The following is a 23,752-nucleotide window of genomic DNA, read 5'->3' as shown; positions in this document are numbered from 1 at the left end:
ATCGGCATCGACCGCACGCCGCGCAGGCCCACCATCCCCGCCAGCCCGCCCGCATGGTCGAAATGGCCGTGCTCCGCCCCGCGTCCGGGCGGTCGCGGCCTCCCGCTGGGCCAGGCTCGCCGCCGAGGCCGGACGGTGGGAGGACGCGGTGTCCGGCTACGCGGCGGTCGTGGACCTGATCGGACGCACGGTCCCGCGCGGCCTCGAACGCCGCGACCAGGAGATCCTCCTCCGCGACATGGGCGGGATCGGATCGGACGCCGCCGCCTGCTGCGTGCGCGCCGGGCAGGTCGAGCACGGGGTCGAACTGTTCGAGCAGGGACGCGGGCTGCTGCTCGGCCGGGCGCTCGACACCCGCACCGACCTGTCCGCGCTGGCCGAGCGCGACCCGGATCTGGCCGGACGGTTCACCGCCCTCTGCGCGGAACTCGACCGCTCCGCGCCCGCGGCGGGAGTCCCCGGCAGCGGCGCCGACCCGGCACCCCAGCCGCCGGTGGAACGCCGCGCCACGGCCGCGGCGTTCGACCGGCTCGTCGCGGAGATCCGGGAACTGCCCGGTCTCGATCGCTTCCTGCGCCCGCCCGCCGTCCGCGACCTCGCACCGGCCCGCGGCCACGTCGTGATCGTCAACGTGTCGGACTTCGGGTCGCACGCGCTGGTCCTCGACGCCGGCGCGGGCGTCGCGGCCGTGCCGCTGCCCGCGCTCACCCCCGGCGCAGTGACGGCGGAGGTCGGCGCGTTCCTGGCCGCGGTCGAGGAGATCGGCGCGGGGGAGGCCAGATCGTGGACGGCCGGGCAAGGCCGGATGTCGCGGACGCTCGAATGGCTGTGGGACGCGGTGGCCGGTCCGGTGCTCGACCACGTCGGCATCGGCGGGCCGCCCCAGGACGGCGCACCGTGGCCGAGGCTGTGGTGGTGCCTGTCAGGGCTGCTGTCGTTCCTCCCGGTGCATGCGGCGGGGTACCACGGCACCGCGGCCGACGAGATCCCGGCGACGGTCGTCGACCGCGTCGCGTGCTCGACGGCCCCGACCCTCCGGGCCCTGGCCCACGCGCGGCGCGGCGCGGCGGACGCGGCGCGGACCGGCCGTGACCGGGCGGTCGCCGTCGCGATGCCCCGCACGCCCGGCGGCCGGTCCGACCTGCCGGGCGCGGAGGCCGAGGCGGCACTGATCGGCCGGCGCTTCCCGGGCCCGGTCGACGTCCTCACCGGGCCGGCCGCCACCCACGAGGCGGTGCTCGCGGCTCTGCCCAAGGCCCGGTGGGCGCACTTCGCCTGCCACGGGCACAGCGACCTGGCCGACCCGTCGTCCGGCCATCTGCTGCTGGCCGACCACCAGACCCGGCCGCTGACGGTGACGGACCTCGCCGGGCTCCGCATGGACGGCGCCGAACTCGCCTTCCTGTCGGCCTGCTCGACCGCCCGGCCGGGGGCGCGCCTCGCGGACGAGGCGATCCACCTGGCGTCGGCGTTCCAGCTCGCCGGCTACCGGCATGTGATCGGCACCCTGTGGCCGATCGGGGACCGGCACGCCGTCGACGTCGCCGACCTCGTCTACACGGCCGTCGCGGACGGCGGCGACGTCGCCGGCGCGGTCCACGCCGCGACCCGGCGGATGCGGGACCTATGGACGGACTACCCCTCGGTGTGGGCGTCGCACGTCCACGTCGGCGCCTGACCGGGCCCGCCGCGCTACGGAGCGAGGCTCTCGAACGGGCAGCCCAGCAGGATCTCCGCCGCCTGCCGCGGGTAGTCGTCGTCGTCCGGCACCATGAGCACGACCCGTGACGTGCCCGGTCCCCCGCCGGGAAGGCCGTGGCAGTGGACGAGGAAAGGCGGCGGGCCGGAGCCGGCGGGCCCCTCGACCGGCACGGCGTCCCTCGTCTCGAAGAGGAACCGGCCGTCCGTGACCGTCACGAGGGCGATGCCATGCGCCCGCGCGAAGGCCACGGCACCGCTCTGGTACGTGGCGGTGGACACCATGACGCCCTTGTGCGCGCCGACGCTCTGGACCTTCTGGTGGAGCACCTGCACCAGCTCGCGCTTGATCGGGTTCCGGTGGTGCTTGGCCTCGACCACGACCAGGAAGTCCATGCCCGCGAAGCCGTAGCGGACGGTCGCGTCGAGGTCGTAGGTCCCGTCGGAGCCGGCCACCTTCTCGTGCAGCGTGACGCTCAGCCCGCTGACGTGCGGGGCGGCCGATCCGAGGAGCCGGTCGGCGACGAACTCCTCGAACTCAGCGGGGGTGATGCCGGCCCGGGCCCCGGACGCGGCCGGCGGCTCCGCGCGGATCTCCTGCTCGCTCACGGGTCGGATCCTACGAGTTCACTGCTCCCGCCCGCTGATCCACACGGCGATCTGGGTGCGGGAGGAGTAGCCGAGCTTCGCGAGGATGTGCTCGACGTGCGAGTCGGCGGTGCGTTTCGCGATCGTCAGGCGCTCGGCGATGCCGGGGTTGGACAGCCCCTCGGCCACGAGTTCCACGACCTGCCGTTCGCGCTCTCCCTGGAGCCGGTGCCCCCGGCGCTAGCTGACTGGAGACGCCGTGCCGCTGACCGCGACGCTGGAACGACAGACAGGACGACTGCCCGCGGAGCTCACCAGCCCCTGGACGGGGCGGTGCGGCGGCTCCGCCGGTTGCCGGTGCGGCGGAGGCGACCACGTCCGGGCCGCCCGGCTGCTCGGCGCCGCGGACCGGATGCGCGAGTCCACGCGGACGTCCTGGTTCGGCCCCTACCGGGCGAGGCGCGGTACCGCGCGGCGTTCGAGGAGGGCGAGCGGCTTCCGGTGATCCGAATTGTAGTCATACCAATACGCACTGCTACGACTTTCCTAAAGTCCGATCGGCCCGCGAATCGGTACACGGATCGGTGCTTCTACCGATGCCCGCTCCCCGACCGCCCGGCAGGATGGTGCACAGCCGGACTGGGGAAGGTCCGTCTCGCGGGGGGATCCCGTCCCATCAGGGCGGGAGCAGTGAGCGCGGCTCCCGCGATTCCGCGGCGGCCCGGATCCCGTCCGCCGGCGTTCCGATGCGGGTTCGCCGGCCCGGCGGCCGGGGGTCTGGGGGGATCCTCGGCCGCCGGAACATGGCGCACGCCCCCAGGAGGGCCGACGGCGGTGAGGAGCTGCGGGCCTCCGCCGAAGCTCTCCAGGCCGAGGCGGAATCCGGAGGCCCTCGGATCACCGGTAGCGTCGGGGCATGCGGCTTCATGTGGGGTGCGCGATGTGGGCTCACACGCGGTGGCAGGGGCGGTTCGTCCCGCCGTCGCTGCCTCCGGGCGAACGGCTGCGAGCCTATGCGAGCTGGTGCAACGCAGTGGAAGGCAACACCACCTTCTACGCGACGCCCGCGCGGAGCACCGTGGAGTCGTGGGCGGAGCAGACCGGGCCCGGCTTTCGGTTCGTGACCAAACTCCCAAAGACGATCACGCACGAGCGGCGGCTCTCCGGGGGCGGGGAGGAACTGCGGGCGTTCCTGCACGCGATCGAGCCGCTCGGATCGCGGGCGCACGCGCTGTGGGTGCAGCTCCCCGGCTCCTTCGGCCCGGGTGACCTCGGAACGCTGGCGGCGTTCCTGCGCGGGCTGCCCGCGGCGCACAGGTACGCCGTCGAAGTGCGTCACCGCGCGTTCTTCGAGGACGCGGGATCCGTGCGCGACCTTGAGCGCGTCCTGTCCCGCGCCGGGGCCGAGTGGGTCCCGTTCGACACGACCGCGTTCTTCCAGAGCCGTCCGACCAGCGACGCCGAACGTGACGCCTGGACGAAGAAGCCGCGGGTGCCGCGCAGGGCGGAGGCGCTCACGGACCGTCCCATCGTCCGCTACCTGGGACGGGACGACACCGAGCGCACCGTCGAGGGCTGGCGGTTCTGGGTCGGCCGCGTCGCGGGATGGCTTGCCGAGGGACGCTCGCCGACCGTGTTCGTCCACACGCCCGACAACGCCGACGCGCCCGCGCTCGCCCGCCGCTTCCACGACGAGGTGAGGGCCCGCGTGCCCGCGTTGGAGCCGCTGCCCGAGCCCGTCCCGGCGGAGCCGCCGACGCTGTTCTGACCGGTCAGCCGGGCTCCAGCATCGCCCGGGTCGCCTCCTCGACGATGTCGCGCATGGCGCTTTCGGCGGCCTCGGCGTCGCCGGCCTGCACCGCCTGCGCCACCTCGGCGTGCCAGCGGATCGCGGCCGGCTCGGGGTGCGCGGGCATCAGGTCGTGGTGGGTGCGGCCCGCCAGGACCGCGGCGACCACTCCGCTCAGCGCGCCCATCATCTCGTTGCCGGACGCCTCCAGGAGCGTCCGGTGGAAGCGGATGTCCGCGGCCAGGTAGGCCTCCAGGTCGCCGGACCTGCCGTGCACCGCCATCTCCATGACCGCGCCCGTCAGCGCGCCGCACTGCGCCGGCGTCGCGTTCCGCGCGGCGAGCGCGGCGGCCACCGGCTCCAGCCCGCGGCGCAGCTCGCCGAGGGAGCGCAGCTGCTCGTCCCGGCCGTCGCCGGCGAGCCGCCAGCCGATGATCTGCGGGTCGAACAGGTTCCAGGCCGAGCGGTCGGCGACCGTGACGCCGACCCTGCGGCGGCTCCTGACCATGCCCATGGACTCCAGGACGCGGATCGCCTCCCGGATCACCGACCGGGAGACCGCGAAGCGCGCCTCCAGCTGCTCGATCCGCAGCACCTCGCCCGCGGGCAGCGCGCCGGACGTGATCAGCACGCCGAGCCGGTCGAGCACGCTGCCGTGCAGGCCCGTCGAGGGGGTCTCCACCATGCCGCTAATCATCACATGAGGCGGGACAACCTTCGACAAAGGTATGATTTTACGGAGCTATCCCTTGTTAACGGCAGGTTATAGCCGCCACACTCGGGCGACCACCTTCGTTCACTCCGGCTCCCAGGAGGATGACGCATGCACCCGATCGTGCTGGCCGCGGCGCCGGCGGCGTCGAGCGGGAGGCTCGTGCCGGCCGCGCTCGCCGGTATCGCCCTGATCGTCGTACTGATCACCTACCTCAAGGTGCACCCGTTCCTGAGCCTGACGCTCGGCTCGCTGCTGGTCGGGATCGTCGCGGGGCTGCCGGTCGCCGACACCATCGACGCCTTCACCAAGGGGTTCGGCGACACGGCCGCCGGGGTCGGCGCGCTGATCGCGTTCGGCGCGATGTTCGGCAAGCTGCTGGCGGACTCCGGCGGCGCCGACCAGATCGTCGACACGATCATCGGCCGCACCGGGCGCCGGTTCCTGCCGTGGGCCATGGCCCTCGTGGGGGCGCTGATCGGGCTGCCGATGTTCTTCGAGATCGGGCTCGTCCTGCTGGTGCCGGTCATCCTGCTGGTGGCGCGGCGCGCCCAGATGTCCGTCATCGCGGTGGGGATCCCCGCGCTGGCGGGACTGTCGGCGATGCACGGGCTGGTCCCGCCGCACCCGGGGCCGCTCGTCGCGATCGACTCCCTCAAGGCCGACCTCGGTCTCACCCTCGCCCTCGGCATCGCCGTCGCGCTCCCGACCATCGCGCTGTCCGGTCCGGTGTTCGCCCGGTTCGCGTCCCGCTGGGTGGACGTCCCGGCGCCGGAGCTCTACGTCACGGACGCGGGCGCGCGGGACGCCGATGACCACGCCGCCGTGGACGCCGAGCGGCGCCGCCGCCCGTCCTTCCCCGTCACCCTGTTCACGGTGCTGCTCCCGGTCGTGCTGATGCTGGGCAAGGCCGTCGCCGACATCACCCTGGACGAGGGCGACCGGGTGCGCACCGTCCTGGACAACCTCGGCACCCCGCTGGTCGCACTGATCATCGCGGTCGTCGTCGCCATGTTCACCTTCGGCCGCGGCTCCGGCATGGACCGGGAGGGGATCGCCTCCTCGCTGGCCGGCTCGCTGCCGCCCATCGCCGGCCCGCTGCTGATCGTGGCCGCCGGCGGCGGCTTCAAGCAGACGCTCGTCGACACCGGCATCGGCGACCTGGTCGCCGACTGGGTCAAGGACAGCGACCTCTCGGTGCTGTTCCTGGCGTGGCTCGTCGCCGTCCTCATCCGGCTCGCCACCGGCTCTGCGACCGTGGCCACGGTCACCGCGGCCGGGATCCTCGCCCCGCTGGCCACCACGCTCGACAGCGGCGAGACATCGCTGCTCGTCCTCGCGATCGGGGCCGGCTCGCTGTTCTTCTCCCACGTCAACGACGCGGGATTCTGGCTGGTGAAGGAGTATTTCGGGCTCAGCGTCGGGCAGAACATCAGGACGTGGTCGTTGATGGAGACTGTGATCTCGGTGTGCGGCCTCGTGTTCGTCCTCCTGCTGAACCTGGTGGTGTAGCCATGACCTATCCCGACGCCCGCTACCTCGGAGACGGCGGCGAGAGCAGCGGGACGCTGCGCCCCGCAGGGGCGGCGCCCGACCTGCTCATCGGCGCGGCCGACGGCGACGGCGTCCACCGCGGGACGCGCGTCCACTACCTGGGCACCGGCGGCTCGACGAACGGCGCGTTCGGCCTGTACCGCTGGGAGATGGGGCCGAAGCCCTCCGGCCCGATGCCGCACTTCCATCGGACGATCACCGAGTCGTTCTACATCCTGTCCGGAACGATCCGGCTGCACGACGGGACGGCCTGGAAGGACACCTCGGCCGGCGACTTCCTCTTCGTCCCCGAGGGCGGCGTGCACGGGTTCCGCAACGAGTCGGGCGAGCCGGCGGCGATGCTCCTGCTCTTCACCCCGGGCGCTCCGCGCGAGGCCTACTTCGAGGAGCTCGCCGAGATCGCCGCGACCGGGCGGCGGCTCAGCGACGAGGAGTGGACGGACCTGTACCGGCGCCACGACCAGTACATGGTGTGACGCCGGTCGGCTACCCGCCGATGAAGCCCTTGGACTTCAGCCACGTCTCGGCGACCTTCGCGGGCTGCTCGCCCTTGATGTCGACCTGGCCGTTGAGCTCCTGGAGGACCGCGTCGGTGAGCGCCGCCGCGATCGGATTCACGATCTTCTCGATGGCGGGATCGTCCCGGTGGACGGCCTCCCGGACGGTCAGGGCGGGGTTGTAGACGGGGAAGAACCTCTTGTCGTCCGGGACCGGGGTCAGGCCGAGCGCCTTGATGCGCCCGTCGGTGGTGGCGACCTCGCCGAAGACGCACGGCCTGCCCTTCCCGACGGCGTCGTAGATGGCGCCCTCGGCCAGCGTCGCCACGTCCGGCTTCGGAAGGCTGAACCCGTAGGCCTTCTGCAGGCCGGGCCACCCGTCGCTGCGTCCCGCGAACTCGCTCGCCACGCACGTGGACGCCTTCGACGGGTCGCTCTTCGCCAGCCGCGCGTAGCCCGACAGGTCCGCGATCCCGAGCCGGCGCATCGTCGTCGTCTTCACCGCGAGGGCATAGGTGTTGTTGGCGGGCGCCGGGGCCAGCCACTTCACCTTGTTCTTCGCGAGGTCCTGCTCCGCGACGGCCGCGTACTGCCGGGCCGGGTCGCCGATCGGCTCGGTCTGCTTGAGGTAGTTGACCCACGCGGTGCCCGTGTACTCCCAGTACATGTCGATGCTGCCGGACGTCAGCGCGGCACGCGTGGTGTTGCTGCCCTGGAGCCCGCACTTCTCCTTGACGGTCGCGCCCGCCGAGCGCAGCGCGAGGGCGGTGACCTGGCAGAGCACGAGCTGCTCCGTGAACTCCTTCGACCCGACCGTGAGGGTGACGCCCTTCAGCGAGTTGCCCTCGGCCAGGCTCCCGGCCTTGGCGTCGGTTCCGGTGGAGCTGAAGCAGCCGGCGGTCAGGGCGACGGCGGCGAGGGACGCGGCGGCGGCGAGCTTGCGCATGGGTGACTTCTCCTCGGGTCTCAGAGGCCGCGGGGGCGCAGGACGAACTCGACGATGCCGATCAGCCAGTCGGCCGCCATCGCGAGCACGGCGGTCAGGACGCTTCCGGTGAGCAGGATCGGGGTCCGGTTGAGGGAGATGCCGGTGTTGATGAGGTCGCCGAGCCCGCCGGCGTTGGTGAACGCGGCCAGCGTCGCGCTGCCCACGTTGAGGATCACCGCGACCCGGACGCTGGCGAGGATCACCGGGACGGCGAGCGGCAGCTCGACGCGGAACAGGACCGCCGCCCTGGACAGGCCGATGCCGCGCCCCGCCTCGATGAGCGACCGGTCCACGCCCCGCAGGCCGACCATCGTGTTGCGCAGCACCGGCAGGGCCGACACCAGGATGAGCGCGATCACCGCCTTCTGGAAGCCGATGCCGACCGTGACGGCGAGCAGGACGAGCACCCCGATCGACGGGACGGCCTGCCCCACGTTGGCGAGCGCGAGGAACGGCGCCGAGAACCGGCTCAGCCGCGGCCGCGTCAGCAGCACGCCGAGCGGGACCGCGATCGCGAGGACCAGCGCCGTCGACACCGCGACCAGCCTGATGTGCTGGAGGAACTGGTGAGTGATCTCGGACCGGTCGAGGGACCTGCGCTCGATCGCGTCGAGGTCGAGCCCGCGCACGTAGAGGTAGAGCGCCGCCGACACCGCGACGAGGAACACGGGGGTGGCGAGGAGCCCGGCGAGGGAGCGCCCGGCGGCCTCGCCGCCGGGCCTCGTCCGCTCCGGCACCGCCGTGGCGGTCACGGCCTCGGCTCCGAGTTCTGCCGGACGATCGCCGACCACGAGACCGCGCCCGCGGCGCGCCCGTGCTCGTCCACGACGGTTGCGGTCTCCGCCCCGGCGCGGAGCATCGCGTCGAGGGCCTCGTACAGGGACTGGTCCGCGCGGACGGTCGCGGCCGGGGCGCCCTCCCCCGCGGGCAGCAACCCGATCGAGCCGACCTCGACCAGCCGCAGCCGCCGCATCGCGGCGCCCGCCCCGACGAACTCCGCGACGAACCCGTCGGCCGGCTCGGCGAGGATCGCCGCGGGCGTGTCGTACTGCACGAGTCTCGCGCCCTGCCCGAGGATCGCGATCCGGTCGCCGAGCTTCAGCGCCTCGGTGAGATCGTGGGTGACCAGCACGATCGTCTTGCCGATCCGGGCCTGGAGCTCCAGGAACGCGTCCTGCAGCCGCTCCCGCGTGATGGGGTCGAGTGCGCCGAACGGCTCGTCCATCAGCATCGCGGGCGGGTCGGCCGCGAGGGCGCGGGCGACCCCGACGCGCTGCTGCTGCCCGCCCGACAGCTCCTTCGGGTACCGGCCGCGGTACGTGCCGGGATCGAGCCCCACCATGTCGAGCAGCTCGTCGACGCGCGCGCGGACGCGCCTGCCGTCCCAGCCGAGCGTCCGCGGGATGAGCCCGACGTTCGCGGCGATCGTCATGTGCGGGAACAGCCCGACCTGCTGGATCACGTAGCCGATGCGGCGGCGCAGGCGGTCGGGGTCGGCGCGGGTGACGTCCTCCCCGTCGAGCAGGATGCGGCCCGAGGTCGGTTCGATCAGCCGGTTGATCAGGCGCAGCGTGGTCGTCTTACCGCAGCCGGACGGGCCCAGCAGCACGACGATCTCCCCGTCCCGGACGCTGAGCGTGAGGTCGCCGACGGCCGGGGCGTCCTGCCCCGGATACCGCTTGGTGACGCCCTCCAGCCGGATCATCTCCCGCCCGGCCGGGGCGGCCCGCGCGGTCTCGGTCGCGGCGGGTTCGGTCATCGCAGCCCCCTGGAGGTGGTGAGCCGGGACAGCAGGACGAACAGCGCGTCCAGGACGAGCGCCAGGACGGCGACGCCGAGCGTTCCGGCGAGGGTGTCGTTCAGGGCGTTGGCGCCGCCGATGCGCGACAGCCCCCCGAAGATGAGCTCGCCGAGCCCCGGCCCGGCCACGGCGGCGGCGATCGCCGCGATCGCCACCGTCATGATCGTGGCGACCCGGACGCCGGTGAGCACGACCGGCCAGGCCAGCGGCAGCCTGACCCTCACCATCCGGCTCAGCGGGCTCATCCCCATCCCCCGCGCCGCCTCCTCCACCGCGCCCGGTACACCGTCCAGGCCGGTGACGGTGTTGCGCAGGATCGGGAACACCGCGTACAGCGCCAGCGCGGTGATCGTGGGGGCCAGTCCCAGTCCGAACAGCGGGATGAGCAGCCCGAACAGCGCGAGCGACGGGACGGTCAGCATGGTGCCGGTGACGCCGAGGGCCAGTCCCCGCGCCCTCGGCCGACCCTCGACCACGACGCCGAGCCCGATCCCGACCACGGCCGCGATCGCGACGGCGATCAGGACGACCTCGGCGTGCTCGCCCATCATCCGGGCGATCTCGGGCCAGCGTTCGGACAGGTACTCGGAGAAGCTCATCGCCGCCTCCCGTCACCGCGCGCGGCGGCGGGAGCCCGGGCAAGGACGGTGGGTTTCGCGTCTCCCATACCTCAGAGGCTGCCTACGGATGATCAGTCTGGCAATAACGGATCGGTGAGACCGAACGCTCGAACGCGTCCGCACCGCCGCCCCACCGACGCCCTCACTCCGCCCATGCAGCACCAGAAGGACGTTTTCCACGGTCCATCACGCGGCCTGGGCAGGCGCCGGGAACCGTCCGACACTGGTGACGCCGAAAGGAGACCCGAGGTGCCCTACGCCTACGATCCAGACCTCCTCCCGTGGATGGCACGGGTCCCGCGCCTGTCGATCGTCGACATCGAGCAGACCCGCCGGGACGAGAAAGACATGTTCGCCGGTACACCGAAATACGTCCCGCCCGCAGCGGTCGAGACCCGCGACCTTGCCATTCCCGGACCGCGGAACGCACCGGCCATCCCCCTTCGCATCTACGCGCCGGCGAACCGGGCGGGCGTCCTTCCGGGGCTCGTCTACATCCATCCGGGCGGATTCGTCCTGGGCAGCATCGACATGTCCTCTGACGACGCGACCGCTCTCGCGGTAGAGGTCGGCGCCGTGGTGGTGTCCGTCGAGTACCGCCTCGCCCCCGAACACCCCTTCCCCGCCGGGCTCGAAGACTGCTACGCGGCCCTCACCTGGACGGCGGCGAACGCCGCCGAGCTCGGGATCGATCCGACCCGGCTGGCGGTGGGCGGCGAGAGCGCGGGCGGCGGACTGTCCGCGGCCGTCGCCCTCCTCGCCCGCGACCGGGGCGGCCCACCGCTGCGCTTCCAGTTCCTCGGCGTCCCGGAGCTGGACGACCGGCTCGACACCCCGTCCATGCGCGCCTTCACCGACACACCGATCTGGCACCGCTCCAACGCCGAGCTGAGCTGGGACTACTACCTGGGCAAGGGCGTCCGCGGCACCGACGGCGTCTCCCCGTACGCGGCTCCCGCCCGCGCCGAGGACCTTTCCGGGCTACCGCCCGCCTACGTCACGACGTGCGAGTTCGACCCGCTGCGCGACGAGGGCCTGGCCTACGCGCGAAGGCTCATCCAGGCGGGCGTCCCGACCGAACTGCACCACTACCCCGGCACCTTCCACGGCTCCACCATGATCACAGAGGCTTCGGTGACCCAACGCATGATCGCCGACCGCGCGAGCGCCCTCCACCGCGCACTACACCTCACCCCGTGAATCCCAGCATGAGGCCCCCGCCCTTCACGCGCCACCGCTAGCTCACCTTCCGCAGGGTGGAAGAAACGCCCGCTCCCGCAATGCCAACCCGCAAGGATCCGATCATCCGCCGCAAGAACCAGGCCCTCCTTTCCGGCAGTGCGGTCACCACCGCAAGCAGCAGGCTCCTCCGCCAAGCCCCCGGGTTGGGCGCGGCCCCAGCTTCCCAGGGCCGCGCCCAACCCGGCCATGCCTGCCCACCTCACAGCCGACAAGCGCACCCCCACCCCGAACCCAGCCGGGGTTGAGACCGAAAACAAGCCCGCCAATCCAGGACCGAGTCGAAACCGGGCTGCCTCCATGCCGGGTCATGTCGGTCGCCCTAGTACGGTCCGTCTCGCCCGCGACTACCGGGCAGCGATCGTCCTGGTCACCGCTCTGCTCTGGATCGACACAGGGTCCACCGGACACGTTGCTGGGCGGCCGGAGCGGGGGTCTTGCGCGGGGTGCTGAGGCGGCGGCGACGGGGGGTGGAGGGGGGCGGCCTAGGATTCGTGCCGTGGGTCGTGCTCGCGGATCCCGAAGGGAACCAGTTCTGCGTGTTGCGGCCTCACGCCTCCCTCATCGAATAGCGGTCCCGCGGCCATGTCATCTGAAGAAGGAGGAATCGGCGATGGACGACCCTGATGTGCTGATCAGGATTCGTGAGATCTGCATGTCGTTGCCGGAGGTGACGGAGAAGCCTTTCGGCGGTCATACGGCGCCCTCCTTCCGTGTGCGCGACAAGCTGTTCGCGATGACCTCCGAGGACGGCCTGTCTCTGACGTTCAAGGCCGGGCCCGGTGTGCAGGAGGCTCTGGTCGCGGAGGCGCCCGAGCGTTTCTTCGTCCCGAAGTACGTGGGCGCCAAGGGCTGGGTCGGCGCGCGGCTCGACGTCGACCACGACTGGGATGAGATGGCCGAGCTGATCGAGGACAGTTACCGGCTCATCGCCCCCAAGCGGCTGGTCGATCTCCTCGGCCCCGGATAGCCGGCTCTTGGCGTTCAGCGTGGTCGGCGTTCCAGGCGCGCGAGGCGTACGGCTATGTGTTCCATGGTGGCGTTGTCGGGTTGCCAGCCGCGCTGGAGCAGCGTCGTCAGGAGAGCGCCCAGGTAAGGGGCGGGACGAGTCAAGAAGTTCTTCGTGACGGGGATGACGTCCCAGCCCATCTCCTTGGCGAGCCAGCCTCGGCGCTGCGCGTCGTGGCTTCTGGCCTCTCGGCCGGTGTGGTGGCGTTCGCCGTCGTATTCGAGGCCGACGCGGAACTCGCGGTAGCCGAGGTCGATATAGAGCCAGTTGCCTTCCGCGCTCCGCACGGGGATCTGCGTCTCAGGGCGCGGGAAGCCGGTGTCCACGATGGCGACGCGGATCCAGCTCTCGCCGGGGGAGGCCGCGCCGCGGTCACCGAGTCGGAGGATCTGGCGCAGCCGCTTGTTCCCGCGGTATTCCCGCAGCGTCCGGGCCATCTCGGTGAGTTCCTCCACGTCCACGTCTCGGCGCAGGAACTGGTCCAGCGCTGCGACCGCCTCGAAGCGGGGAAGCCAGCGGGCGCAGTCGAGTGCGGTGCGGGTCGGGCTGGTGAGGCGTACATCGGATTCCTTCACTACATGTTCGGGCGGCAGTTCGACGCTGTCGGCGGTGATCGGGACCGGGGCCGGTGGGGCATCACGGGGTCGGGGAGTGACGAGTTCGACGTCCCAGTCGAGCTCGCTCACTCCCGGAGGTAAGACGTCCAGGCCCCAGATCCATGCGGCGGTGCGCCGCGCGATGACGGCTTCCGGGGGAAGGACGCTGCTCAACGCCGCGGCGCGTGCGGCGAGGCCGGTCCCTTTGACGGGGACGAAGTAGGCGTCCGGCCCGATGGGGATGATCGAGTCGGCGGCCGTTCGCTTCCAGGTGAGGGTGAATCCGTCCATGGGATTGAGAATGCCTGGCCCGGCGGTTCCGGACAGGCGGCCGCGAGAATGTGGATAACTTTGAGTTATCCAAGGTCAGCGGGCTAGCCGCGCGTTCGGCCTTGGGGCGGCTCTGCGCCTCGAACGGGCCTCGCCGGGGTCGCGGAGACCGCCTTCGCGGCCCATACGGCCATGCGGTTGATCAACTCGGGGGCGGCGGCCACCTCGGCGTGGCCGAAGGACGGTTCGATCCACAGTTCCTTCGGGTCGGAGGCCGCCTCGTAGAGCTGGTGGCCGTGTTCGACGGGGAAGAACGCGTCCGCTGCCCCGTGGACGACCAGCAGCGGCACCGGCGCGATCCGTGCGGCGACCTCGTGCGGCGCCTCAGGAACGGGGTCCCAGCCCTTGGGCGCGATCCGGGTGCCGCGCGCCAAGCGGACGGCCATCCGCCCCGCGCGCCGCTCGATCACCCAGTGCACGCGCCGCATCGGCACCGTTCCGCGGTAGTACCAGCGTGCCGGCGCGCTGACCGAGATCACGGCGTCCACCCCGCCGTGCAACGCCGCGTGCCTGACGACGATGGCGCCGCCCATGGAGAAACCCGCCAGGACGATCCGTTCGTAGCCCCGTCGCCGAGCCGCCGCGACCGCCGCGTCGACGTCGAGCACCTCGCGGTCTCCGACCGTGGAGTGGCCGCCGGACCGCCCGTGGCCGCGGAAGTCGAGCCCGATCACGCCGCCGTGCCGGCCGAGGGCCGCCGCGATCCGGCGCAGCGCGGGCTGGCGCCACGAGCAGGTGAAGCCGTGCGCCAGGACGAAGCACACCTCACCGTCGGAAGGCGTGTGACCTGCGTCGATTCGGACACCGTCGGCGGTGTAGAGGGTGAGCGGTTCGAGAGTCACCACGCTTCCATGGTCGCTCATCGGCTGCGATGGTCGAAGAACCACCCGCCCGACACGTCGGCGAGGCGGCCCGTCAGGCGATGGGGTGGGAGGAAGCGGCCGCCGCACGTCCGCTGCTATGGCACGGCGACGCCGGATACGTCTCTGTGTGGGCCATGTCGCGACTTTCAGGGACAGCGCCATGTGCACGAACGAACAAGGAAGCCGCCATTATCTGGGCCGGCAATGACGTCCCGCACCAAAAACAATCCCCTTCCTCCCCTCCTCACGGCCACAAGGACGCCGCGCACGTCAACACCCTGAATACCGGCACCCCGGCCTGCCTCCCGTACGGCGCGTGATCCCGAACCTCCACGACCCCATGGCCGTCCATAGGGAAATGACGGATTAGGTATGTGTCCGCCAGAGTGGGCTGAAAGGACACGGTGCTGGGTACAAATCGAGCGTGTCTGATGGGCTGGTTGGTCGACGGGCTTTGGCGTCGGATTGGCTGGTATGGACAGCGAAGACCGCACGCTTCGGGTGAGGGCGCGCCGTACGCGGCGAGCCGGCGAGCGCGGCGCGGCGACGCGGCCGCCGGACGGTCCCGAAGCTTCTGCGACGGCATCGGAGTGCGAGCGCGGGTCCGAGGAGTACGCGCAGCAGGCGATGGTCTCCTCGGCGCGAGCCCATGACCGCGCCGCGTTGCTCCTGGAGGAGATGGCCACCGTCCATCCCGAAGAGGCCGAACTGCACCTCCAGTCAGCCGCCCGCCACCGCCGATGGGCCGACAACGACAGACGGCTGGCCCAGGAACACTCCCCCCACGGCGAACCCGACGGCGCCTGACCGCAGATCCTCACGGTGGCACGGGCCGGCCCGGCGCCGACGCATGGGGCCCGCCCAGGCTCTCGGATCACTTGGCAGCGGGGCCGTCTTGCTGCGTGCCCGGGTTCTGAGCTGGAGGGAAGCGGGTTCGTGGGTGCGGTCAAAGACGGGTGACCGAAGTCCACGCTGCGAAAGGTCCGCGATGACGAGGATGAAGCCACGGTGACCGCCGAGGTGTACCAGGAGGGCGACAGCGCGATCATCGAGAGGTCCCGCCGGGATCCGGAGGCGTTCGCCGCGCTGTACGACCGGCACGCCCCGGCGATCCACCGGTACCTCGCCCGGCGGCTCGGCCGTGATCTGGCCGACGATCTGATGGCCGAGACGTTCCTTCAGGCGTTCCGGCAGCGCGGCCGCTTCGATCCCGGGCGCCTGAACGCCCTGCCCTGGCTGTACGGGATCGCCACCAACCTGATCAGCCAGCATCGCCGCCGCGAGGGGCGGTTCTGGCGGGCCGCGGCGCGTTCGGGGGCCGATCCCGCGGCGGGGTCGGCCGACGAGGGTGTGGCGGAGCGGGTCGCCGCCCAGAGGATCCGGCCGGAACTGGCGGAAGCGCTGCGCCGGCTGAACCGCGGGCAGCGGGACGTCCTGCTGCTGACGGCGTCGGGCGACCTGTCCCCGGCCGAGATCGGCGCGGCCCTCGGCATCGCCACCGGCACCGTCCATTCCCGGCTCAGCCGCGCCCGCGCCAGGATGCGCGAGGCGCTCGGCGGGACCGACCCCCTTGACATGGGAGAGGAGCAGTTCGATGGGTGAACTCCAGCGCATGTACGACGAGGTGCCTCCGCCCAGCCCGGAGGTCCTGGCCGAGGGCCGGGCACGGCTGGTCGCCCTCGCCCGGGAGGGGGGGCGGCGCGGCCCGCGGCGCCAGTGGCACCGCGGCCTGCTGGCGGTCGGCCTGGCCGGCGGGGTGGCGGCCGCGGCCGCCGCGGTGGTCGCGGCGCGGGGCTCGGACGACGGCCCCCGCGAGACGAGGCCGGTCAGCGCCCACGAGGTGCTGACCCGGGCCGCCGCGGCCGCCCGCCTGGAGCCCGAGCTTCATCCGCGCCCCGGCCAGTACCTCTACATCCGGTCGGTCGTCGCGTGGGGGCCGGGCAAGGTCGCCCCGGGCAAGGCCCCGGGACGGGAGACGCGGGAGCGCTGGGTGTCGGTCGACGGTTCCAAGCCGGGCCTGCTGCGCGCCCCGTGCCGCGGGCAGGGGGCCAAGGTGTGCGACTCCCCCATTCCCATCGAGGACGAAAGCGCGCCCGTCCCCCGCCCGGGCAGCCAGCTGTGGCTGGTGCGTGCGATGCCAGGACTGCTCAAGCATTGGAAGTCCCAGGTCACGGCGCCCGCTCCCACCCCTGTCGCCACCCCGGGACACGACAGGCCCTTCGGAGAGTGGAACTGGTACGGCGTGAGCGAGCTCGTCGGGGACTACCTGCCCCCGAAGATGCGCGCCGAGGTCTTCGAGTTCCTCGGCGACGTCCCTCGGGTGAAGGTGAACGAGCACGCCACCGACGCCGTCGGCCGTCCTGCCGTCTCCCTGTCCCAGGACGCCGACGGCGGCAGGCTGGAGTTGATGTTCGACCGCTCCACCTACCGCTTCCTGGGCAGCCGCTACCTCGACCGCACGCCCCGCCCTGAGGGTGGGGACTGGATCGGCACGGCCGAGAGCGGCGCCGGAGAGGTGAAGACCACCGTCCTGAAGGTCGAGGTGGCCGACCGCCTTCCCGCCCGATCCTGACCGTGAGCCGAAAAGGCCCGGCGTCTTCGCGGTGCCGGGCCTTTTCGGCTCGCCGGGTGTCCGCCTTGTGGCCGCTGGGGCGGGACGCTTAGGTAGGGAGAGGTCAGGTAAGGATCTGGTCATCTCACTGGGAGGTCCTTGTGCGGGTCGGGGTGCTGCTCAACGAGCGGGGCGGGGTCGAGGCGCTGGGGAAGCTGGCGGACGACGTGCGGCGCGCGGCGGACGACGGGTTCTCCTCGGCGTGGATGTCGCAGATCTTCGGGGTGGACGCGCTGACCGCGCTGGCGGTCGCGGGCAGCGGGGTGCCCGGGATCGAGCTGGGGACGGCGGTGGTGCCGACGTATCCGCGGCATCCGGCCGTGCTGGCGCAGCAGGCGAGGACGACCGCGCTGGCGCTGCGGGGACGGTTCACTCTCGGCGTCGGCCTGTCCCACAAGATCGTCATCGAGGACATGTACGGGTACGACTTCGGCAGGCCGCTGCGGCACATGGACGAGTACCTGTCGGTGCTGGCGCCGCTGCTCGAAGGGGAGAACGCCTCCTTCGACGGCGAGACGCTGCGGGGCAACATCGGGTTGAGCGTGCCGAACGAGGGGCGGGTGCCGCTGCTGCTCGCGGCGCTCGGCCCGAAGATGCTGAAGCTGGCGGCGGAGCGGGCGGACGGGACGGTGCTGTGGATGACCGGCCCCGTCACCGTCCGCGAGCACATCGTGCCGACCATCACGGCGGCGGCCGAGGCGGCCGGACGGGACGCGCCGCGCGTCGTGTGCGTCCTTCCCGTGTGCGTCACCGGTGACGTGGAGCGCGCGCGGGAGCAGGCCGGGGAGACGTTCGAGGTGTACGGGGTGCTGCCGTCCTACCGGGCGATGATGGACCGGGAGGGCGTGGAGGGGCCGAAGGACCTGGCCGTCGTCGGTGACGAGGACGCGGTCGCGGCGAAGCTGGAGCAGCTGTCGGGCGCGGGCGTCACCGATTTCGTCGCCGCCGAGTACATGCCGGGCGACCGGCGCACCCGGGAGTTCCTGAAGACGGTCACGGCGAAATGAGCTCGTAGAGGTTGCCGCTGGCGTCGGAGAAGTAGAGGCCGCGGCCGCCGAGCGGGTGGTCCTCGTCCACGCGGCCGTTGTCGGCGTGGGCGGGGTCGTCGCCGTAGGGGATCTCGCGGGCGTCGAGGCGGTCCACGACCGTGTCGAACGTGACCGCGTCCACGTCGAAGGCCAGGTGGTGGCCCTGCGGGTAGGCGACGGTCATGAAGTCGAGGGTGAGGCCCTCGTTCACGCGGATCGGGACGAAGTGCCGCGCGTGCGGGTGGGGGCCGGTGTACTCCAGGCCCATGACGGCGGCGAAGAAGCGGGCCGCCTCGTCGTTGTCGGCGGCCGTCACGATCGCGTGGTTCAGGCTGATCGTCATGCGGCGGTTCCTTCCTTGAGAGCGCCGTGCAGGAAGACGTCCAGGTACTCCTCGACGGAGAGGGGCTGCGCGTCGGGGCCGGCGGCGGGCCGGGCCCGGCTGAACACGAAGCCCATGAACAGGCCCGCGATCTGGTCGACGGGCAGGCGCAGCCGGTCCCGTTCGGGTTCGAACAGCTCGGCGAGCGCCTCGCGGGTGCGGGTCATGGCGGCCGCGCGGTCGGGGCCGGGCTCGCCGGCGCCGGGCTCGGGGCGCGCGCGCCGTCCGGAGGCGTGCAGCGCGCCGATGACCAGGCCCATGCGGGCGAGGTAGGCGTCGATCGCGGCGGCGGCCTCGGCGAGCCGCGCGGGCAGCGGCTGGTCGAGCGGGATCGCGCCGATCTCCGCGAGGACGTGGTCGGTCCGCAGCGCCTCGGCGACGCAGGCGTCCAGCAGGTCGTCCTTGTCGGCGAAGACGCGGAAGATCGTCGCCTCGCCGATGCCGGCGGCGCGGGCGATCTGCGCCGTGGTGACGGCCATGCCGCGCTCGGCGACGAGCGGCAGCGCCGTCCGGATGATCATTTCGCGGCGCTGCTCCGGGCTCATCCCGGGGGCGCGGCGGCGGCTCTTCTCCTCCATGCCCGCGACACTACGGAGTGAGTACTCACTCCGTCAAGAGCGAAGTGAGTACTCACTCCGCACAACCCGACAGATCAGCATTCGGTGGCTGATACCGTTGCGATGCTGCGCGCCAGGAGCGAAGTCCGGTGGAAAATCCGGCGCTGTCCCGCAACTGTGGTGCCCCTCTCGAAGTGGCCGAGCCAGGTCGCCTCCTCGCGCGCCGACGATTGTCGACCTCGTGGAAGGGCGATCCGTCATGACGGGCCGCGGCTTCCCTGCACCACCCAGGAGGCACCTGTGAGACCCGTACGCACCTTGGGCGCGGTGATGGCGATCGGCGTCGTCACGTTCGCCGCCGCATGCGGCGGCGACGACGGCGAGTCCGGCGGCGCGCCGGACGGCAAGGCCGTCACCGTCCAGGCCGCCAACGGGGCCGTGTCCGTCCCGGCCAAGCCGAAGCGCATCGTCTCCCTCTCCCCCACGCACACCGAGACGCTCTTCGCCATCGGCGCCGGGCCGCAGGTGGTCGCGGTGGACGACTACTCCAATTACCCGGCCGGCGCCCCCCGGACGAAGCTGTCGGGCTTCAAGCCGAACGCCGAGGCGATCATCGCCCACAAGCCGGACCTCGTCGTGCTGTCCGACGACATGGACGGCATCGTCAAGGCGCTGGAGAAGGTGAAGGTCCCGGTCCTGCTGGAGCCGGCGGCGAAGAACCTGGACGAGGCCTACGACGAGATCGGCGACCTCGGGCAGGCCACCGGGCACGAGGCCGAGGCCAAGAAGGTCACCGACGGCATGCGCGCGGACATCCAGAAGACGGTGGCCGCGTCGTCCAAGGCCAAGGGCCTCACGTACTACCACGAGCTGGACAACCAGCTCCATTCGGTGACGTCGAAGACCTTCGTGGGCCAGGTGTACGGGATGTTCGGCCTGCAGAACATCGCCGACAAGGCGGACAAGGCTTCCGGCGGCTACCCGCAGCTGTCCCGCGAGTACCTGCTCAAGCAGGACCCCGACCTGATCTTCCTGGCCGACACCAAGTGCTGCGGGCAGAACACCGCCGCGCTCACCAAGCGCCCCGGCTGGTCGGACCTGGACGCGGTCGGGCACGGCGGCGTGGTCGAGCTCGACGACGACATCGCCTCCCGGTGGGGGCCGCGCCTGACGGAGTTCGTCAAGGCGATCGGCGACGCGGTCCAGAAGGTTCAGTGACCGCTGCCGCCGAGGACGCCCGCCCGTGAGCGGGCGTCGACCGCACACCGGGGACGTCCCGGCCGACGCCGACGACGCGGCCGGGACGTCCTCTGACGTCCGCACGGGTCCCGAGGACGTCTCCGGTCAGGAGCGGGCGCCCGAGGTCTCCGGCAGCCGCGGCGACGCGCCGCCCGAGGCGGGGAAGGGCTCCGGCGACCTCCCGGGCCCGGGCCTCGGCGGCCCGGCGTCCGGCCCGCGGAGCCAGGCCAGGCTGCGGCCACTGCCGCTGGCGGTGGCGGTCGGGCTGCTGCTCGCGACGCTGCTGGCGGGGGTGCTGGTGGGGTCGGCCGGGCTGCCAGTGGGCGGGGTCCTGAAGGCGCTGGCCGACCGGATCCCGTTCGTGCACGCCGACAGCGGGCTCGGCGTCATCGACGAGAACGTGCTGTTCCAGCTGCGGGTGCCGAGGGCGCTGATGGCGGCGCTGGTCGGCGGGATGCTCGCCGTCGCGGGCGCCGGGTACCAGGGAGTGTTCCGCAACCCGCTCGCCGACCCGTACCTGCTGGGCGCGGCGGCGGGCGCGGGGGTCGGGGCGACGCTGGTCATCGCGCTGGTGCCGGGCGACCCCGGATACGCGGTCCCGCTCGCGGCGTTCGTCGGCGCGATCGGCGGGGTGGCCCTCGCCTACCTGCTGGGCAGCGCCGCGACGGGGCGCGGGAACGGGACGGCGACGCTGGTGCTGGCCGGCGTCGCGGTGTCGTCCTTCCTCGCCGCGGTGCAGACGTTGATCCAGCAGATGAAGTCGGAGGAGCTGCAGCGGATCTACTCGTGGATCCTCGGCGGGGTCGGGTCGGCCGACTGGCACCAGCTGGCGCTCGTCTTCCCGTACGCGCTGGTCTCCACCGTGGTACTGCTCGCCCACGGCCGGCTCCTGGACGTGCTCAGCGTCGGCGACGAGGAGGCGGCCTCGCTCGGCCTGTCGGCGGCGCGGGTCCGGCTGACGGTGGTGGTGGCGGCGTCGCTGGCGACGGCGTCGGCGGTCGCGGTGAGCGGGCTGATCGCGTTCGTCGGCATCGTCGTCCCGCACGTGGTGCGGCGGCTGGCGGGCGGGTCGTACCGGGTCGTGCTGCCGCTGTCGCTGCTGGGCGGCGCGGCGTTCCTGGAGGTGGCCGACCTCGTGGCGCGGACGGTGATCAGGCCCGGGGAGCTTCCGCTGGGCGTGGTGACGGCGTTCGTCGGCGGGCCGTTCTTCGTCGCGGTGCTGCGCGCGTCCCGGCGGCAGGTGGAGACGTGACCGTCGCGGTGCGCGGCCTGGACGTCGCGCTCGGCGGGCGGCCGGTGCTGAAGGGCGTGTCGCTGGAGGCGCCGGCCGGGTCGTGGACGGCGGTCATCGGGCCGAACGGCGCGGGGAAGTCGACGCTGCTGCGCGCGGTCCTCGGCCTGGTCCCGTCCCATGGCGAGATCACCCTCGCGGGCGCGGACCTGCAGTCGCTCAAGCCGAGGCAGCGCGCCCGGCTCGTCGCCTACGCCCCGCAGAGCCCGAACCTTCCGGTGGGCATGACGGTGTTCGACTACACCTTGCTGGGGCGCTCCCCCTACGTCCCGCACCTGGGCCGGGAGAGCGCCCGCGACCGGGCCGTCACCGCGGAGGTCCTCGACCGGCTGGGCCTCACCTCCTTCGCGGCCCGCCCCCTGGACCACCTGTCCGGCGGTGAGCGGCAGCGCGTGGTGCTGGCCCGCGCCCTCGCGCAGCAGACCTCGGTGCTGCTGCTGGACGAGCCGACGAGCGCGCTCGACATCGGCCACCAGCAGCAGGTGATGGAGCTGATCGACCGGCTGCGGCTGTCGGACGGGCTGACGGTGGTGACCACGATCCACGACCTGACGCTCGCCGGGCAGTACGCCGACGGACTCGTCCTCCTCTCCGGCGGGCGGGTGGCCGCGTCGGGCCCGCCGGACCTGGTCCTCACCCGCGACGCCGTCGAGGAGCACTTCGGCGCCCGCGTGAGCGTCGCCCCCGGGCCGGGCGGCCGGCCGATCCTGTCGCTGGAGCGTCCGTGAACCTCGAGACGGTGTGGCGGGTGGAGGACGGCAGGCGGCTCGCCTCGACGGTGTGGCGGGCCGGCCGCGGCCATCGGATGATCTCCTCGGCGATGCTGGGCGGCGGCATCGGCCCGGCCGGCTGGGTGCTGAACGCCCAGGTGCCCGGCGCCTACGCGCGCACCGACCCGGTCGCGCACCTCGCCGAGCTCGCGGCGGCGGCCGGGCTGGAGGGCCCCGGCGTCGGGATGCTCACGGCGGCCTCGGTCGCGCGCACGGTGCGGCGGGACGGCGAGGGCGTGCGCGTGTCGGCGACGGTCGGGCTGCGCGTCCCGACCTGGGCGGCCGCCCCCGCCGGGACGCCCGATCCCGAGCTGGCCCCGCTGGAGGGGGACGGGACGCCCGCCTGGAGGCCGGGGACGATCAACATCGTGGTCGCCGTCCCCGTCGGGATGAGCGACGCGGCGCTGGTGAACGCGGTCGTCACCGCGACCGAGGCCAAGACGCAGGCGCTGCTCGAAGCGGGCTTCCCGTGCACGGGCACGGCGTCCGACGCGATCTGCGTCGCGGCCGCGACCGGCGGAACGCCGGAGGTCTTCGCCGGGCCCCGCTCCACCTGGGGCGCGAGGATCGCGCGGACGGTGCACGCCGCCGTCCGCGCCGGGGCCCTGGACTACGCGGCCCGGCTGGAGGCACGCGGCTAGCACCGGCCGCCGCACCACCCCGGTGCGGTACGGCGGCCGGTCTCAGGGCCAGTGCAGTGTGGGTTCGGGCCTCACCTCCTCCCTGGGCGACGCGCGACCGGCATGACGGTCAGCCGGCGTGGGGAAGGCGATGCCCGTTGTGCCCGCCGTGGTCGTGGCGGCGCAGTGGGTCGGTGGCGAGCGGGTCGCCGCCGTCCAGCAGGGACCCGTTCATCGGCGGCAGGGAGTGCACCCCGGTCGGCGGTTCCCGGTCGACGACCGGCCGCGGCCCGGCGGGACCCGGGTCCGCGCGCCCCTCCGACAGCGCGGTGAGCGCGTCGACGCGGCGGCGCGCGCGGTCGGCCTCGGCGCGGGCGGCGTCCCGCTCGGCGGTCAGCGCCCGCACCGCGGCGCGCAGCTCCTCGCCGGCGCGGGCGAGCTGCCAGTTGTGCCGCTCCAACTCGCGGGCCCGCGCCTGGACCTGGTCGAGGTCGGCCACGGCCTGCCCCCGCTTGGCCTCGGCGTCGCGGACGGCCGAACGCAGGTCCTCGGCGGCGCGGGTGGCGGCGGCGGCCTCGACGCGCTGCCCCTCGACGAGGGTCTCGGCCTCCGACAGCCGCCCGTGCAGGGCGACGAGTTCGGCTCTGGCGCTCTCCAGCGAGGCGAGCAGCTCGCCCTCCCGGGCGGCCACCCGGTCGCGCTCGCGCTCGGCGGCGAGGCGGGCGGCGCCCGCGCCGTCGGCGTCGTCCCTGGCCTCCCGGCGTTCCCGCCGCGCTGCGTCCCGTTCGGCCGCGAGCCGTTCGGCCTCGGCGCGGGCGGACGCCGCCTCCTGCTCGGCGGCCTCGGCGCGTGCGCGGGCGGTGGCGGTCTCGCGCCACGCCTACCGAGCGCAAGGTGGCGATCTGCGCCCGCGCCTACGACCTGCTCACCCGGGAGGTCGGGTTCCCGGCCGAGTCGAGCAGGTCCGGAA

26 protein-coding genes and 1 pseudogene are annotated in these 23,752 nt (G+C 72.9%); 15 read left to right on the top strand and 12 right to left on the bottom strand.

Annotated features, from left to right (window positions below):
* Window positions 1-1,678 (top strand): CHAT domain-containing protein (locus AB0K37_RS28140; RefSeq protein ID WP_363986060.1); only part of this gene is annotated, 1,678 nt, incomplete at its 5' end.
* Window positions 1,679-1,692: 14 nt separating this feature from the next.
* On the opposite strand, the gene AB0K37_RS28135 is transcribed toward AB0K37_RS28140, so the two are convergent.
* The gene (locus AB0K37_RS28135; protein WP_363986058.1) at window positions 1,693-2,307 is read right to left on the bottom strand and encodes a restriction endonuclease; all 615 of its coding nucleotides are present in this window, start codon (window positions 2,305-2,307) and stop codon (window positions 1,693-1,695) included.
* Between the two features lie 18 nt (window positions 2,308-2,325).
* Window positions 2,326-2,499 (bottom strand): annotated as a pseudogene (locus AB0K37_RS28130) (helix-turn-helix transcriptional regulator); the annotation flags it as partial.
* Window positions 2,500-2,545: 46 nt separating this feature from the next.
* On the opposite strand from AB0K37_RS28130, the gene AB0K37_RS28125 reads away from it, so the two are divergent.
* Window positions 2,546-2,791, top strand: a complete 246-nt coding sequence (locus tag AB0K37_RS28125) for a hypothetical protein (protein WP_363986056.1) — start codon at window positions 2,546-2,548, stop codon at window positions 2,789-2,791.
* A gap of 411 nt (window positions 2,792-3,202) precedes the next feature.
* Window positions 3,203-4,054 (top strand): DUF72 domain-containing protein, encoded by an 852-nt coding sequence (locus tag AB0K37_RS28120; RefSeq protein WP_363986055.1) that lies wholly within the window; start codon window positions 3,203-3,205, stop codon window positions 4,052-4,054.
* Window positions 4,055-4,058: 4 nt separating this feature from the next.
* Here the strand turns inward: AB0K37_RS28120 and AB0K37_RS28115 are convergent, their stop codons facing one another.
* On the bottom strand, window positions 4,059-4,760 hold the full coding sequence (locus AB0K37_RS28115) for an FCD domain-containing protein (protein ID WP_363986053.1): 702 nt from the start codon (window positions 4,758-4,760) through the stop codon (window positions 4,059-4,061).
* A 138-nt stretch (window positions 4,761-4,898) separates the two neighbouring features.
* On the opposite strand from AB0K37_RS28115, the gene AB0K37_RS28110 reads away from it, so the two are divergent.
* Both AB0K37_RS28110 and AB0K37_RS28105 read left to right on the top strand, forming a co-directional pair.
* Entirely contained in the window at window positions 4,899-6,299 is a 1,401-nt protein-coding gene (locus tag AB0K37_RS28110; protein ID WP_363986051.1) for a gluconate:H+ symporter, read from the top strand.
* 2 nt (window positions 6,300-6,301) lie between these two features.
* Window positions 6,302-6,817 carry a cupin domain-containing protein gene (locus AB0K37_RS28105; RefSeq protein ID WP_363986049.1) on the top strand — a complete coding sequence of 172 codons (516 nt, stop codon included), beginning with the start codon at window positions 6,302-6,304 and terminating at the stop codon, window positions 6,815-6,817.
* Window positions 6,818-6,827: 10 nt separating this feature from the next.
* On the opposite strand, the gene AB0K37_RS28100 is transcribed toward AB0K37_RS28105, so the two are convergent.
* From AB0K37_RS28100 to AB0K37_RS28085, 4 genes are read right to left on the bottom strand one after another with little or no spacing between them, the layout of a single operon-like run.
* Window positions 6,828-7,784 carry a glycine betaine ABC transporter substrate-binding protein gene (locus tag AB0K37_RS28100; protein ID WP_363986047.1) on the bottom strand — a complete coding sequence of 319 codons (957 nt, stop codon included), beginning with the start codon at window positions 7,782-7,784 and terminating at the stop codon, window positions 6,828-6,830.
* Between the two features lie 20 nt (window positions 7,785-7,804).
* Entirely contained in the window at window positions 7,805-8,578 is a 774-nt protein-coding gene (locus tag AB0K37_RS28095) for an ABC transporter permease (RefSeq protein ID WP_363986045.1), read from the bottom strand.
* Entirely contained in the window at window positions 8,575-9,585 is a 1,011-nt protein-coding gene (locus AB0K37_RS28090) for an ABC transporter ATP-binding protein (RefSeq protein WP_363986044.1), read from the bottom strand. The genes AB0K37_RS28095 and AB0K37_RS28090 overlap by 4 nt, the downstream gene beginning before the upstream one ends.
* Window positions 9,582-10,226, bottom strand: coding sequence for an ABC transporter permease (locus AB0K37_RS28085; protein ID WP_363986042.1), 645 nt, complete (start codon window positions 10,224-10,226; stop codon window positions 9,582-9,584). Before AB0K37_RS28085 ends, AB0K37_RS28090 begins: the two co-directional genes overlap by 4 nt.
* Window positions 10,227-10,496: 270 nt before the next feature.
* On the opposite strand from AB0K37_RS28085, the gene AB0K37_RS28080 reads away from it, so the two are divergent.
* Entirely contained in the window at window positions 10,497-11,447 is a 951-nt protein-coding gene (locus AB0K37_RS28080) for an alpha/beta hydrolase (protein WP_363986040.1), read from the top strand.
* A 652-nt stretch (window positions 11,448-12,099) separates the two neighbouring features.
* Window positions 12,100-12,456 carry an MmcQ/YjbR family DNA-binding protein gene (locus AB0K37_RS28075; RefSeq protein WP_363986039.1) on the top strand — a complete coding sequence of 119 codons (357 nt, stop codon included), beginning with the start codon at window positions 12,100-12,102 and terminating at the stop codon, window positions 12,454-12,456.
* A gap of 14 nt (window positions 12,457-12,470) precedes the next feature.
* Here AB0K37_RS28075 and AB0K37_RS28070 read toward each other — a convergent pair whose 3' ends face one another.
* Both AB0K37_RS28070 and AB0K37_RS28065 read right to left on the bottom strand, forming a co-directional pair.
* Window positions 12,471-13,382, bottom strand: coding sequence for a hypothetical protein (locus AB0K37_RS28070; RefSeq protein WP_363986037.1), 912 nt, complete (start codon window positions 13,380-13,382; stop codon window positions 12,471-12,473).
* An 83-nt stretch (window positions 13,383-13,465) separates the two neighbouring features.
* A complete protein-coding gene (locus AB0K37_RS28065) occupies window positions 13,466-14,284 on the bottom strand; it encodes an alpha/beta fold hydrolase (protein ID WP_363986035.1) in 819 nt (272 codons plus the stop codon).
* A gap of 474 nt (window positions 14,285-14,758) precedes the next feature.
* Between AB0K37_RS28065 and AB0K37_RS28060 the strand changes: the two genes are divergently transcribed.
* The 4 genes from AB0K37_RS28060 to AB0K37_RS28045 all read left to right on the top strand — a co-directional run bounded on the left by AB0K37_RS28060 (window position 14,759) and on the right by AB0K37_RS28045 (window position 17,902).
* On the top strand, window positions 14,759-15,091 hold the full coding sequence (locus AB0K37_RS28060; RefSeq protein WP_363986033.1) for a hypothetical protein: 333 nt from the start codon (window positions 14,759-14,761) through the stop codon (window positions 15,089-15,091).
* A 201-nt stretch (window positions 15,092-15,292) separates the two neighbouring features.
* Window positions 15,293-15,886: an RNA polymerase sigma factor gene (locus AB0K37_RS28055; RefSeq protein ID WP_363986032.1), complete on the top strand. Its 594-nt coding sequence runs from the start codon at window positions 15,293-15,295 to the stop codon at window positions 15,884-15,886.
* Window positions 15,879-16,856 (top strand): CU044_5270 family protein, encoded by a 978-nt coding sequence (locus AB0K37_RS28050; RefSeq protein WP_363986030.1) that lies wholly within the window; start codon window positions 15,879-15,881, stop codon window positions 16,854-16,856. The genes AB0K37_RS28055 and AB0K37_RS28050 overlap by 8 nt, the downstream gene beginning before the upstream one ends.
* A gap of 140 nt (window positions 16,857-16,996) precedes the next feature.
* On the top strand, window positions 16,997-17,902 hold the full coding sequence (locus AB0K37_RS28045) for an LLM class F420-dependent oxidoreductase (RefSeq protein WP_363986028.1): 906 nt from the start codon (window positions 16,997-16,999) through the stop codon (window positions 17,900-17,902).
* On the opposite strand, the gene AB0K37_RS28040 is transcribed toward AB0K37_RS28045, so the two are convergent.
* Both AB0K37_RS28040 and AB0K37_RS28035 read right to left on the bottom strand, forming a co-directional pair.
* Window positions 17,889-18,266, bottom strand: coding sequence for a VOC family protein (locus AB0K37_RS28040; protein ID WP_363986026.1), 378 nt, complete (start codon window positions 18,264-18,266; stop codon window positions 17,889-17,891). The two genes, AB0K37_RS28045 and AB0K37_RS28040, sit on opposite strands and share 14 nt — an antisense overlap.
* Window positions 18,263-18,883, bottom strand: coding sequence for a helix-turn-helix domain-containing protein (locus AB0K37_RS28035; RefSeq protein ID WP_363986024.1), 621 nt, complete (start codon window positions 18,881-18,883; stop codon window positions 18,263-18,265). Before AB0K37_RS28035 ends, AB0K37_RS28040 begins: the two co-directional genes overlap by 4 nt.
* A gap of 279 nt (window positions 18,884-19,162) precedes the next feature.
* Between AB0K37_RS28035 and AB0K37_RS28030 the strand changes: the two genes are divergently transcribed.
* The 4 genes from AB0K37_RS28030 (at window position 19,163) to AB0K37_RS28015 (ending at window position 22,803) form a co-directional block, all read left to right on the top strand.
* Window positions 19,163-20,080 carry an ABC transporter substrate-binding protein gene (locus AB0K37_RS28030; RefSeq protein ID WP_363986022.1) on the top strand — a complete coding sequence of 306 codons (918 nt, stop codon included), beginning with the start codon at window positions 19,163-19,165 and terminating at the stop codon, window positions 20,078-20,080.
* A 253-nt stretch (window positions 20,081-20,333) separates the two neighbouring features.
* Window positions 20,334-21,353, top strand: coding sequence for an iron ABC transporter permease (locus tag AB0K37_RS28025; protein WP_363986062.1), 1,020 nt, complete (start codon window positions 20,334-20,336; stop codon window positions 21,351-21,353).
* Window positions 21,350-22,120, top strand: a complete 771-nt coding sequence (locus AB0K37_RS28020) for an ABC transporter ATP-binding protein (protein ID WP_363986020.1) — start codon at window positions 21,350-21,352, stop codon at window positions 22,118-22,120. Before AB0K37_RS28025 ends, AB0K37_RS28020 begins: the two co-directional genes overlap by 4 nt.
* Window positions 22,117-22,803 (top strand): adenosylcobinamide amidohydrolase, encoded by a 687-nt coding sequence (locus tag AB0K37_RS28015; protein ID WP_363986018.1) that lies wholly within the window; start codon window positions 22,117-22,119, stop codon window positions 22,801-22,803. The genes AB0K37_RS28020 and AB0K37_RS28015 overlap by 4 nt, the downstream gene beginning before the upstream one ends.
* A gap of 109 nt (window positions 22,804-22,912) precedes the next feature.
* Here AB0K37_RS28015 and AB0K37_RS28010 read toward each other — a convergent pair whose 3' ends face one another.
* Window positions 22,913-23,473, bottom strand: coding sequence for a hypothetical protein (locus AB0K37_RS28010; RefSeq protein ID WP_363986016.1), 561 nt, complete (start codon window positions 23,471-23,473; stop codon window positions 22,913-22,915).
* Window positions 23,474-23,752: the final 279 nt, after the last annotated feature.

Origin of the sequence: Actinomadura sp. NPDC049753 (assembly GCF_040674655.1) — a bacterium.
GTDB lineage: Bacteria > Actinomycetota > Actinomycetes > Streptosporangiales > Streptosporangiaceae > Spirillospora > Spirillospora verrucosospora.
Note: the sequence above shows the minus strand (reverse complement) of the source record. Positions and strands in the feature narration are given on the sequence as shown.

Coding starts and splice junctions, on each gene's coding strand:
- AB0K37_RS28120 (WP_363986055.1), top strand. CDS start 3,203: ATGCGGCTTCATGTGGGGTGCGCGATGTGGGCTCACACGCGGTGGCAG.
- AB0K37_RS28115 (WP_363986053.1), bottom strand. CDS start 4,760: ATGGTGGAGACCCCCTCGACGGGCCTGCACGGCAGCGTGCTCGACCGG.
- AB0K37_RS28110 (WP_363986051.1), top strand. CDS start 4,899: ATGCACCCGATCGTGCTGGCCGCGGCGCCGGCGGCGTCGAGCGGGAGG.
- AB0K37_RS28105 (WP_363986049.1), top strand. CDS start 6,302: ATGACCTATCCCGACGCCCGCTACCTCGGAGACGGCGGCGAGAGCAGC.
- AB0K37_RS28100 (WP_363986047.1), bottom strand. CDS start 7,784: ATGCGCAAGCTCGCCGCCGCCGCGTCCCTCGCCGCCGTCGCCCTGACC.
- AB0K37_RS28090 (WP_363986044.1), bottom strand. CDS start 9,585: ATGACCGAACCCGCCGCGACCGAGACCGCGCGGGCCGCCCCGGCCGGG.
- AB0K37_RS28085 (WP_363986042.1), bottom strand. CDS start 10,226: ATGAGCTTCTCCGAGTACCTGTCCGAACGCTGGCCCGAGATCGCCCGG.
- AB0K37_RS28075 (WP_363986039.1), top strand. CDS start 12,100: ATGGACGACCCTGATGTGCTGATCAGGATTCGTGAGATCTGCATGTCG.
- AB0K37_RS28070 (WP_363986037.1), bottom strand. CDS start 13,382: ATGGACGGATTCACCCTCACCTGGAAGCGAACGGCCGCCGACTCGATC.
- AB0K37_RS28065 (WP_363986035.1), bottom strand. CDS start 14,284: ATGAGCGACCATGGAAGCGTGGTGACTCTCGAACCGCTCACCCTCTAC.
- AB0K37_RS28060 (WP_363986033.1), top strand. CDS start 14,759: ATGGACAGCGAAGACCGCACGCTTCGGGTGAGGGCGCGCCGTACGCGG.
- AB0K37_RS28050 (WP_363986030.1), top strand. CDS start 15,879: ATGGGTGAACTCCAGCGCATGTACGACGAGGTGCCTCCGCCCAGCCCG.
- AB0K37_RS28040 (WP_363986026.1), bottom strand. CDS start 18,266: ATGACGATCAGCCTGAACCACGCGATCGTGACGGCCGCCGACAACGAC.
- AB0K37_RS28035 (WP_363986024.1), bottom strand. CDS start 18,883: ATGGAGGAGAAGAGCCGCCGCCGCGCCCCCGGGATGAGCCCGGAGCAG.